The organism is Endozoicomonas sp. (assembly GCF_051008435.1).
Lineage (GTDB): Bacteria > Pseudomonadota > Gammaproteobacteria > Pseudomonadales > Endozoicomonadaceae > Endozoicomonas_A.
In genome coordinates, this window is sequence record NZ_JBPCXO010000324.1 from 1 (window position 1) to 11,371 (window position 11,371).

At 47.7% G+C, this 11,371-nt stretch carries 10 protein-coding genes; 4 read left to right on the forward strand and 6 right to left on the reverse strand.

Annotated features, from left to right (window positions below; genetic code table 11):
* The first annotated feature begins 290 nt into the window (after nt 1–290).
* The gene (locus ACR2PX_RS16410; RefSeq protein ID WP_434000435.1) at nt 291–716 is read left to right on the forward strand and encodes a cupin domain-containing protein; all 426 of its coding nucleotides are present in this window, start codon (nt 291–293) and stop codon (nt 714–716) included.
* 117 nt (nt 717–833) lie between these two features.
* On the opposite strand, the gene hutH is transcribed toward ACR2PX_RS16410, so the two are convergent.
* The 5 genes from hutH to ACR2PX_RS16435 all read right to left on the reverse strand — a co-directional run bounded on the left by hutH (nt 834) and on the right by ACR2PX_RS16435 (nt 6,678).
* The gene (gene hutH / locus ACR2PX_RS16415; protein WP_434000436.1) at nt 834–2,357 is read right to left on the reverse strand and encodes a histidine ammonia-lyase; all 1,524 of its coding nucleotides are present in this window, start codon (nt 2,355–2,357) and stop codon (nt 834–836) included.
* Nucleotides 2,354–4,030, reverse strand: coding sequence for a urocanate hydratase (gene hutU, locus ACR2PX_RS16420; RefSeq protein ID WP_434000437.1), 1,677 nt, complete (start codon nt 4,028–4,030; stop codon nt 2,354–2,356). The genes hutH and hutU overlap by 4 nt, the downstream gene beginning before the upstream one ends.
* 219 nt (nt 4,031–4,249) lie before the next feature.
* Nucleotides 4,250–4,807: a hypothetical protein gene (locus ACR2PX_RS16425; protein WP_434000438.1), complete on the reverse strand. Its 558-nt coding sequence runs from the start codon at nt 4,805–4,807 to the stop codon at nt 4,250–4,252.
* Nucleotides 4,808–4,823: 16 nt separating this feature from the next.
* Nucleotides 4,824–5,948, reverse strand: coding sequence for a M48 family metalloprotease (locus tag ACR2PX_RS16430; RefSeq protein WP_434000439.1), 1,125 nt, complete (start codon nt 5,946–5,948; stop codon nt 4,824–4,826).
* A 16-nt stretch (nt 5,949–5,964) separates the two neighbouring features.
* Nucleotides 5,965–6,678 carry a hypothetical protein gene (locus tag ACR2PX_RS16435; protein WP_434000440.1) on the reverse strand — a complete coding sequence of 238 codons (714 nt, stop codon included), beginning with the start codon at nt 6,676–6,678 and terminating at the stop codon, nt 5,965–5,967.
* Nucleotides 6,679–6,906: 228 nt separating this feature from the next.
* Here ACR2PX_RS16435 and hutI point away from each other — a divergent pair, with 228 nt between their 5' ends.
* The 3 genes from hutI to ACR2PX_RS16450 all read left to right on the forward strand — a co-directional run bounded on the left by hutI (nt 6,907) and on the right by ACR2PX_RS16450 (nt 10,599).
* Complete coding sequence (hutI, locus tag ACR2PX_RS16440) at nt 6,907–8,193, forward strand: imidazolonepropionase (protein WP_434000441.1); 1,287 nt, start codon at nt 6,907–6,909, stop codon at nt 8,191–8,193.
* 105 nt (nt 8,194–8,298) lie between these two features.
* Nucleotides 8,299–9,273, forward strand: a complete 975-nt coding sequence (gene hutG / locus ACR2PX_RS16445) for a formimidoylglutamase (protein ID WP_434000442.1) — start codon at nt 8,299–8,301, stop codon at nt 9,271–9,273.
* Between the two features lie 219 nt (nt 9,274–9,492).
* Nucleotides 9,493–10,599: an acyl-CoA desaturase gene (locus ACR2PX_RS16450; RefSeq protein WP_434000443.1), complete on the forward strand. Its 1,107-nt coding sequence runs from the start codon at nt 9,493–9,495 to the stop codon at nt 10,597–10,599.
* A 62-nt stretch (nt 10,600–10,661) separates the two neighbouring features.
* On the opposite strand, the gene ACR2PX_RS16455 is transcribed toward ACR2PX_RS16450, so the two are convergent.
* Nucleotides 10,662–10,925, reverse strand: a complete 264-nt coding sequence (locus tag ACR2PX_RS16455) for a PepSY domain-containing protein (protein ID WP_434000444.1) — start codon at nt 10,923–10,925, stop codon at nt 10,662–10,664.
* Nucleotides 10,926–11,371 lie beyond the last annotated feature (446 nt).

The window sequence follows — 11,371 nt, forward strand, 5'->3', positions numbered from 1 at the left end:
GCATTGAAACACCTAAATTTGGCAGAGGGGAATTATGTCTGACTAGGAGCCTGTCGGACTTATGCTTTCGAGCATAAATTTCAGTAGAGCGAGTCGAATTATTCGATGGATTCGTGAGAATAGTTGATCTATTTAATCGAATTCTTCGAATAATTGGGCCGTTCTTTCTGGAATTTAGGCCGAAATAGTCTTAAGTCCGACAGGCTCCTAGCATCCCCTGCACCTGATCAGGCCACCTTTGATTTGCTTTTGATGAATACATTAATAATATCCCTCGGAGTAAAACCATAATGAAAACAGCTTTAAGAAGTGCTGTTCTGTGTCTGGCTCTCAGCAGCTCTTTTGCCTTTTCCGCAGGCCAGTCTTCCACTGAAGTTCTGGCGCACAGCACCACCAGCTGGGATGGCACGCCTCTGGAAGGGGTTCACCTGGAAAACCCAGAAGTCCGAGTACTACGCATTGCCATAGCTCCTAATTCAAGGCTGCCTATTCACAAGCATCCTGTTATTAATGCTGGCTATCTGACTAAAGGTGAATTAACCGTCGTACGCTTATCTGATGGTAAAAAGCTGGAAATGAAAGCAGGTGATGCCCTCGTTGAAATGGTGGATGAATGGCATTACGGTGAAAACAAATCAGATGAGCCTGCTGAAATTGTTGTTGTTTATGCCGGTAATGAAGGTCAGGCCATCACAGTAAAAAAAGAAGAACTGTAATTTAATCAGTTTGAACAAAGAAACTTTTTTCTGAAAAGTAATTAAGAAGTGTTTCTTGAAACAGGAAAGAGCCCTTAAGCGGACTCTTTTCATCTCCCGTTTAATTAGCGCTCTTATTTATAGACTGGGTAGTAATTCTCTGGAGACAAAAGCATTTAAACGACCACTGGTAACTAATTGGCTTGCTTTTTCAATATCCGGCGCGAAATAACGGTCCTGATCATAAAAAGGCACCTGTTTTCTTAATAGAACCATGACTTCTTCTAAAGACTCAGAAGTAGAACAGGGTTTCCTCAAATCAACACCCTGCCCTGCTGCCAGCAACTCAATCCCCAGAATCGCTCCGGTATTGGCATTGATCTCCCTCAACCTGCGGGCACCATAAGTCGCCATAGAGACATGATCTTCCTGATTAGCAGACGTCGGCAGGCTATCCGTCACCGAAGGATGAGAAAGGCAACGGTTCTCACTGGCCAGTGCTGCCGTTGTGTTATGGGCAATCATAAAGCCGGAGTTCACACCACTGTTCTCAACCAGGAAAGGCGGCAAACCACTCAGATGGTGATCCACCAGCAGAGCCACCCTTCTCTCACTGATCGCCCCGATCTCACAACTCGCCAAGGCTATAGCCTCAGCCGCCATACCGACAGGTTCTGCATGAAAATTGCCGCCCGATAACACTTCATCATCTTCAGCAAACACCAGTGGATTATCAGAAACCGCATTGGCTTCTACTTCCAGCAATCTTGCCGCATGACGCAGCTGCTCCAGGCATGCTCCCATAACCTGAGGCTGGCAACGCAATGAATAGGGATCCTGAACCTTGTTGCAATGCTCATGAGCCGACTCAATAGCACTGTGATCCAGCAGAGCCCGATAAGCTTTAGCCACATCAATCTGACCCGGTAGCCCCCTGGCTACGTGAATACGCTCATCAAAAGGTTTTCTGCTACCCATTGCCGCTTCCACTGAAAGACTGCCCGTGACCACAGCCGACGCCAGAAGGTCTTCCGCACCCAACAAGCCTTCCAACGCAAAAGCCGTAGAGGCCTGAGTCCCATTCAAAAGGGCTAACCCTTCTTTAGGAGCAAGTCTTAATGGCTCAAGTCCAGCCTCTGCTAAAGCTTCCCGTGCTGAAACCATTTTGCCTTTCACCCTGGCCAAGCCTTCGCCCAACAACAGACAACTCATATGAGCCAGTGGTGCAAGATCACCACTGGCTCCAACCGAGCCCTTCTCAGGCACACAAGGCAACACGCTCTTATTCACCAGCGTCACCAGAGCATCAATCAATTCAGGTCTGACACCGGAATAACCCCGAGCCAGACTATTAATCTTCAACACCATCATCAAACGAACAGTGTTGTCTTTCATCCATTCTCCGACACCGGTCGAATGAGAAAGAACAATACTGCTCTGTAGTTTCTCCAGGTCTTCTTCGGCAATACGGGTGCTGGCCAACATACCAAAACCCGTATTAATGCCGTAAACCACCCGGTTTTCGCTGACAACCTTCTGAACACACTCAAGGCTTTTCTGAATCTGCGGATAGCAGTTTGGATCCAGCTCGACCCGGATCGGCGACCGGCTCAACTCCCGCAACTGCTGCAGTGTCATCTTCCCAGGTGTAATTTGCATCATAAGGCCTCCATCGGCAGATGGAGATCATTATCCCGGGCACAATCTCTGGCAATTTCATAGCCAGCATCGGCATGCCTCATGACACCGGTTCCCGGATCATTCCAGAGCACCCGGGACAGTTTTTCCCTGGCCTGCTCAGTACCATCAGCAACAATGACGACTCCGGCATGCTGACTGTATCCCATGCCAACACCACCGCCGTGATGCAAGCTAACCCAGGTGGCACCCGAAGCCGTATTTAACAGCGCATTAAGCAGGGGCCAGTCTGATACAGCATCACTGCCGTCTTTCATGCTTTCTGTTTCACGGTTAGGGCTGGCTACCGAACCAGAATCCAGATGGTCTCGACCAATAACAACAGGGGCCTTCAATTCCCCACTGGCCACCATATCATTGAAAGCCATGCCCAGGCGGGCTCTGTCCTTCAGGCCTATCCAGCAAATGCGAGCAGGCAGCCCCTGAAACGCAATTCTTTCCCGTGCCATGTCTAGCCAGTTATGCAGGGAAGGATCATCCGGAATCAGTTCCTTAACTTTCTGATCCGTTTTATAGATGTCTTGCGGGTCACCGGATAAAGCAACCCAACGGAAAGGTCCAATACCCTCACAGAACAGAGGACGAATATAAGCAGGAACAAAGCCTGGAAAATCAAAGGCATTCTCTAAGCCTTCATCTTTTGCCATCTGGCGAATGTTGTTGCCATAATCCACCGTTGCCGCACCTCGCTCCTGAAGTGTCAGCATGGCCTGAACCTGAACCGCCATGGACTGCTTGGCAGCCTTCATGACTTCAGCCTCATTTTCCTGACGTTTCTGAGCCGCCTGTGCCAACGTCCAGCCTTTTGGCAGATAGCCATTCAGTGGGTCATGGGCAGACGTCTGGTCTGTCACCACATCGGGGGTAACGCCACGAGCGACCAGATCAGGAAAAACATCGGCAGCATTGGCCAGAAGACCCACAGAAACAGCACGACCTTCAGAATGAGCCTGTTCAATCAGTGCCAGTGCTTCATCCAGGGTCCGGGCTTTTTCATCGAGATAACGGGTTTTCAGACGGAAATCGATTCTGGACTCATCCACTTCACAGGCCAACATCGAGAAACCGGACATCGTCGCCGCAAGAGGCTGAGCACCGCCCATACCACCAAGACCACCGGTCAGAATCCACTTGCCTGCAGCTTGCCCATCAAAATGTTTGCGAGCCATGGCGACAAAAGTTTCATAAGTCCCCTGCACAATGCCCTGAGAACCAATGTAAATCCATGAACCCGCCGTCATCTGGCCATACATCATCAATCCCTGACGATCCAGCTCATTAAAATGCTCCCAGTTACCCCAGTGAGGCACTAAGTTGGAGTTGGCAATCAATACTCTTGGAGCGCCTTCGTGGGTTCTGAAAACACCCACGGGCTTACCTGATTGAACCAGCAGGGTTTCATCGGGCTTGAGACTTTTGAGCGTATCGACGATGCGGTCATAACTTTCCCAATTTCTGGCAGCCCGGCCTATGCCACCATAAACCACCAGACTCTGGGGGTGTTCTGCCACCTCCGGATCCAGGTTATTCATTAACATTCGCAGAGGAGCTTCTACCTGCCAGTTGCAGGTAGAAAGTTCTGTACCCCGTGGTGCACGGATAGTACGAAGAGGATCAAACCGATTGCCTTGACTCATGAAAGGGTTACCTCACGATGCCTATAGCTTAAAAAAAGCCAGTGAATTCACTTAGTTCTTGTGGAAGTCATGGATTCACAGGTGGCTGGATGTTTGATGAAGGTTCGAAGTGACAATCGAACCCATAATTATTATTTTTCTGTCACCACTGAGTAATAAATGGGGACAGTTGAAAAGCTGAGAGCAGGCCTTTTTGGCCCACTTTCAGCAAGCACTTTATCACAGGGCTTCGAAGCTTTTTACCATCTTTTCAAACTCAGGAAGGTCTCTCTCAAAATAGTGAAGTTCAGGGGCAGAGTAGGAAAGCTCATAAAATCCCTTCTTGGAACTTAAGCCATAAGCCAGTGTATTAATCTTCAACCCCCGGGAAGTCGTAGTTTGCAACAACATACGAAATGCAGCTTGTCCGGACAGTTTTACCGGTTTTATATCAAGCTGCTCAACCTCTAGGCCATCTCTTTCCTTTTTGAAGGAAGCCAGATAATAGTCGGCCAGTTCAATAGGCATCATTTCTTCTGAAGACGTTTTTTTAATACTTTCAAATGCTTTTTTGTGATCATAACGCTGCATCATTACTTTCTGCAGGTGTGGACCCTCTTCCGTAAGAAAAACAGCATTCTGATTCGGACCTTTTACCCAACCTAATGGCGCTTCAATTTTGAAGCTACCATCCGGACTCACCAGGTCAGATTTTTCAACCACGCTCCAGCTAGCACAGCCACTCAGCATGCTAATGAGCGAAGCAACAAGAATCGCTTTAACTCCTGACTTTGTCATTATCTAAATTCCTTATTCAAAGCAGTTCCAAATATTGTTCAATGAAAGGGCTGTCAGTACTGTCAGGCTCAAGCTCTAGAAATTTCTGCAAAAATACTTTGGTCTGTTGATAGTCTTTTTCCTTATAACTGATCAATCCCATCGCCTTATAGGGAGGTGCAAAATTTTCATCAATTACCATCAAATTCTTGTAGATAGCAATTGCTTTACCCTTGTCATCATCCTTGTTTCTTAGCCTGAGTGCTTCAGCCAGAATGTAATGATCGATTTCCTCATACAATGCTTCTTGGGACGGAGCTTCAAAAGTAGCAATAATCTCATTGTACCGTCCTGTCTGTAGTTTGTTTTTCAACACTTCTTTTCTTAACACTTCTACGTGAGAGTGATAACGTTTTGCGTAGGTCTCTGTCCCACGAACTTCACCATCTTTCTCTTGAAGCTTTTGGAAGTGTTCAATCCTTTCTTGCATAGCGGGATGCGTCGAGAAAAACATTGGCCGCTTGACTTCACTGGCCTTAGCTTCTCTGGCCAGTGCTTCAAAAGCCACTGTTGATTGCGAAGGATCATACCCGGCATTAACCAACCGAACATATCCCTCGTCGTCTGCCTCGCGCTCAAGATCTCGGGAATATCCGGTAACCGTTGAAGCCAGGCCAACACTTCCTAAAAGAGGAAAACCAACCAGTATGGTTGCAGTTGCAAAAGCCGAAGTCACTTTTCTGACTTCTCGTTGCTTCATTGAATGTCGGTTGATGTAATGAATGCCTTCATGCGCCAGTACCGTAGCCAACTGAGCCTCATTCTCCATGGCCGCGATCAGACCGGTATTGACGTAGACACCACCATTTGGAAGTGCAAAAGCATTCAGAACCGGCTGTTTCAACACATAAACTCGAATATTCCCCTTAAATTCAGGATATAGCCTATCCATGATGCCCTGTAGATAGGCCTGCAAAACCTCACTATCATACACACGACTGGAATCTTTCAGCTGTTTCTCATAGCGATCAGCAGAATGCCAAAGCCTGTTCTCTTCCCCCTCTGCCTTGGCTACACCCGCTGAACTATAGGGTTTGATATGACTGGTAGAGCAACCTGCCATCATCATTGTGGTGATCAGAGCCAATGCTTTCCATTGCATGTTCAATCCCTCGCACTCAGAGTGACGGAAACGCACCAAGCGTTTGCTTAACCATGGACTTAGCACCTTTATCGTCTTTCAGGGAAATGGAGGTACTTAAAGAAGTGTTGGTCCAGATCACATCACCCGTATCCAAATCTATTAAGCCTGTATTAAGAACAGCATGTCCGCCCGGAATAACAACACCAGCAGCAGCAAGCAATACTGCTGTCATGACTCTTCCTCCGGAGGAAACAAAATCAGCACCAAAAGTCAGTAATACACTATCGGCCCCTGATTTCTCTTTCAAAAAACGCAGACCCGAACCTAATGTATCGTCAGGACGGTCAGACTCAGATTTAAAAGCGGCAATGTTAGTTATCGTTAAAGCGTTACCTGCCACCAGATCATATAGAACGACATGCTGATCCAGTATTGCCTGCTCTTCCTTCGTTAGTTCTGGCATAGGAACCAAGCTAACAGTACCCAGATGACTGTTCATATAGGATTCCAGCTCACTGTCTACAAGCTCTTTTCCTTTTTCAGTCCATTCTGGAACTTCTTCAACTGAACCTACTCCCAGCTCTTTAACAACAACATCGGAGGGAACGATCAGAATTTTCTTAACTTTTTCACGCTCACTCTCAGTAGTGGAATATGCATGATGCACATTATTCTGAACGGTTGTTGCGGCACAGCCTCCCAGCAAAAAAACGCTGAGCAATACGAATGCTGCTCTATATGAACGCATGAAATATCCCTTTCTGGTTTATTATTATGATTAGATAGTCGTACAAAATACTATTGAAAAATAAAAATCTCAAGGTTCTGTCAGCACTATGTAAGGCTTCTTAGATAGTAAATATTCATTTTGATTGCCCACTCCGCCTAGAGAGATAAGAGATTGACAAAAAGCAGCCATAATTTAGAGTGACAGAAATCATTTCTGCGAACACCTGACGACTGCCTGGAACACTCCATGACAAATGCCTATAGCGGAAGAAAAGCAACGGGTACCTGCGATCTACTGATCACCCATGTCCATATTGCTACCATGGATCCTTCGATCAACGCCCATAGCGAAAATACAGCAGGCAGCTACGGAGAAATTTCAGACGGTGCGGTGGTTATTGATCAGGGAGTCATTCAGTGGGTAGGAAGTGCTGAATCGATACCTTCAGCACTTCAACCCAAAGAAGTGATTAATGGCCACGGCCAGTGGCTGATGCCAGGCCTGATCGATTGTCATACTCACCTGATCTATGCAGGAGATCGCTCCACCGAGTTTGAACAGCGACTGGAAGGCAAGAGTTACAGCGACATTGCCAAACAGGGGGGCGGCATTATGTCGACGGTGAATGCCACGCGCCGCTGCAGTCTGGATCATTTAATTGACCAATCCCGCCCTCGACTTGAAGCACTCCTGCGCGAAGGGGTAACCACGCTGGAGATTAAATCCGGCTATGGCCTGAATCTAGAGACTGAGCTGAAAATACTGCGGGCTGCCAGAGAACTGGAACAGCAATACCCCGTCAGAATCGAAAAAACCTTTTTGGGTGCACATACCCTGCCACCGGAATTTTCAGGGCAAGCGGATGCCTACATAAAGCATGTTTGTGAGGAGATGCTGCCCGTGATCGCTGAAGAAGGTTTGGCAACCGCCGTAGATGTCTTCTGCGAAAACATTGCTTTTAATGTGTCTCAAACCGAAAAAGTTTTTCAGTGTGCAAAATCTCTTGGCTTGCACGTAAAGCTACATGCCGAACAACTGTCTGATAGTCAGGGCACTCAGCTGGCAACGGCTTACGAGGCACTCTCTGTCGATCATCTTGAGTACCTCAGTGAAGAAGGTGTGAAAGCACTGGAGAACAGCACCACAGTTGCTACATTATTGCCAGGAGCTTTTTATTTTCTTAAAGAATCTCAGCTCCCTCCTGTTGAAAAACTTCGGGCGTCCGGCATACCCATGGCGCTGGCAACAGATCTGAATCCTGGTACTTCTCCCTTTACCTCGTTGCGACTGATGATGAATATGGCTTGTACCCTGTTTGGTTTAACTCCCTCAGAAGCTTTAGCCGGTGTCACCAGACAATCAGCCAGAGCTCTGGGTCTGCATCATCAGGTAGGTATGATCAAAACAGGTTACCAGGCCGATCTAACCCTGTGGCCCATTCAAAGTCCGGCCTCACTGGCAGCCAGTCTAACCGGAGAAAGGCCTTCACTAACGTTTTATCAGGGTAAAGTCAGATCCTCTTCGGCCTATTGATCTGAAACGAGTCAGCGATGAACCGGAAACACCGCCCCCCGGATCACTGTCATGCTGTTGTAGCTGGAAGGGGCGTATTTCACACGATAAGAGTGTCCACTTCTCATGTCTGAGTTAAAACCTGTAGAACCCAATGTCTGGTCCGGCCGGGTCGACCATGATGGAGACCCACAGCAGACACAACGCTGGCACCAGAAAATAAAACCCTACTCAGAACACTCAGGTTCAAGCGGCCTTGCCCTGCTGGGACTGGCCTGCGATGAAGGGGTCAGGCGCAATCATGGCCGGGTAGGAGCAGCCAAAGGCCCTGATATGATTCGAAAGTGCCTCGCTAACCTTCCCTGGAATCGCGACGATGCACTTTTTGACCTGGGTAATGTCCATTGCCAGGACAGTGATCTTGAAGGAGCTCAAAGCCGCTATAGCCAAACGCTTGTCAAAGCCCTTCAGGATGGCATCCTGCCGGTCGGCCTTGGCGGTGGGCATGAGATTGCCTGGGGGAGTTTTAAAGGGCTGGCAGACTTTCTGACTCAAGATCTCAAGAGCCCCAAAGGATTGAACATTGGTGTCATCAATTTTGATGCTCATTTTGATCTGAGAAAGCCGGAAAAAGGAGCCAGTTCCGGAACACCTTTCTGGCAGGTAGCTCAGTTCTGTGAACACCAGAATCTTGATTTTCACTACATGTGTCTTGGCGTCAGCCGCAGCAGCAACACCCAGGCATTATTCGATCGGGCTGATGACCTTAATGCGGCTTATATTACCGACGACCAAATACATCGCGAAAATCTCGACTTCCTGATCGAAGAGCTGACCTGCTTTACTTCTATGGTGGATCACGTTTACTTAACCATTGATCTGGATGCTTTCCCTTCCTATCAGGCACCCGGTGTCAGTGCTCCTGCCGTCAGAGGAATTCCTCTGGATATAACCGCAACCCTGCTTCAAACCATCAAGCAAAGTGCAAAAGTCAGGGTCATGGACATTGCCGAATACAACCCTGGGTTTGATCATGACCTGCGCACAGCCAGACTGGCTGCCTGGTTGATTCATCAACTCACAGATCAACCCAGAGAGTGAATAACGATCCTGGTGCAGAGGTATCAAGATTGAACACTATGACCTGAAGCCTTACGTATCAGAGCCTGCATGTCTATGAAAAACATCTATGAAAAACAGCGGTTTTTATCTTTCAAGTCATAGCAGGCCACACAACTTAACAACAAATAATACGCCTTAACAGCGTAGCAACATTGTGCGAGAATCCAGATTCCTTGATAAAGATGATATGAGCGCACCATGGAGAAACCTCGTCGTATTTGGATGACCACGTTACTTTTTTCGCTAACGTTTTTAGCCATGGTCACCCTGGTTCCCTGGTACGGTTTTACCCATGGTTTTGAACTCCGTGAATGGATCGTTGCCGCATTAATACTCATGTTTAACGGTACCGCCATTACCGCTGGCTACCACCGCTTATGGTCACACAAGGCCTATCAAGCCCACTGGTCTCTGCGTCTCTGGTTTGCACTCTGGGGAGCCATGGCCACCCAGAACAGCATCATGAACTGGGCCTCCGGACATCGTCGCCACCACGCCTTTGTCGACGATTATGATAAAGATCCCTACTCTGCCCGCCGTGGTTTCTGGTTCTCACACATTGGCTGGATGCTCCGTGACTATGATCCAAAAGCCGGTGATTTTTCCAATATCAAGGACCTGCAAAGAGATCCCATTGTCACCTGGCAGCAACAATACTATGTGCCACTGGTTCTGCTGATGAATATTGGTGTGCCAGCACTGATCGGCTTCCTGATGGGCGACGTCATCGCCATGCTGCTTCTGGGAGGCGTATTAAGGTTGGTGCTGAGCCACCATTTTACTTTCTTTATCAACTCTCTGGCTCATATCTGGGGCAAGCGTCCATACACTGATAAGAATACAGCCCGGGACAATGGCTTCCTGGCCCTGGTGACCTGGGGTGAGGGCTATCACAACTACCACCATATTTTTCAGTATGATTACCGTAATGGTATTCGCTGGTGGCAGTTTGATCCGACCAAATGGCTGATTTACGGCTGTTCAAAAGTGGGTCTCACTGACAGCCTGAAACGTGTCAGCGATTACCGAATCGAAAAAGCCCGGATCGATATGCAGTATAAGTACGCTAGTCAGAAACTGACTTGTCAGATTGCCCTGCAAAAGCTCGAAGAACAATATGAACTGGTTAGCAGCACCTGGCACGACTGGAACAAGCTTCGTCAGAAGTGGGTTGAGCACAAAGCTGAAGAGCTTAAACAAAACTGGGAGAATTCAGAGTTTCATAAACAGTATGAAGAAATGAAATCATCCATACAGGAACAACAAAAACGCTGGCAGCTTGCACGGGTAGGTCTACTGACCTGATGAGAGCCTGCTTACTCGGCATACAGGGTATAAGGCAAAAGTCTTATACCCTGTAGGTCAGATCAGTCATCCGGACGATCCGAGACCACTTCCCCGCTATCTGGATTCACTTTCAACTCTCTCTTTTCATTGCCCTTGTAAGCTTCAATTTCCCATAACCCGTCATCCATGGAGACATCAACAATGGGTCGATATCCCTGATCCTCAAGCAACTTGATGATTTGCGACAGGGGTTTGCCGACAGCAGCCGGAGGGCTGGCAAAAGAAGAGGAACCCAATACCATGAACATGGCCAATAAAAATACGAAGAAGGACTTAGATCTCATTTTACGCTCCAGTAACCGCTAAACACCTGGTAAAAAAACAAAGCTAACTTTACGGTCATTAGAATAGCAGGTCTGTCTATTATGGAGCGCCAACGGACTCACTGAGATCGAAAAAACCTTCCTGTGCTGCTACACACATTATTTTACGACCACCTTTTCTCCTGAGAACAGTGGCATCAAAACGGAAGAAATGACCCAGGACAATAACAATACTGAGGCCATAAGGATGGCGATAGTTTGCGAAGAATCATAAAACATGGCCACCAAAGCGCTGCCCAAGGTATCGCACAGTAAATGTAGAAAGATCTGACCACTGTTCGCTACCGCTACTAAAAACCTGCGACAATCAGTGATTCTCTGGGTTTATCTACACCGTCAACACGGCTGCATACCGGAGTATGTCTTACGCCACTCTTGTGTAGGGTTTAAGGTCGAGCTGTAACGTG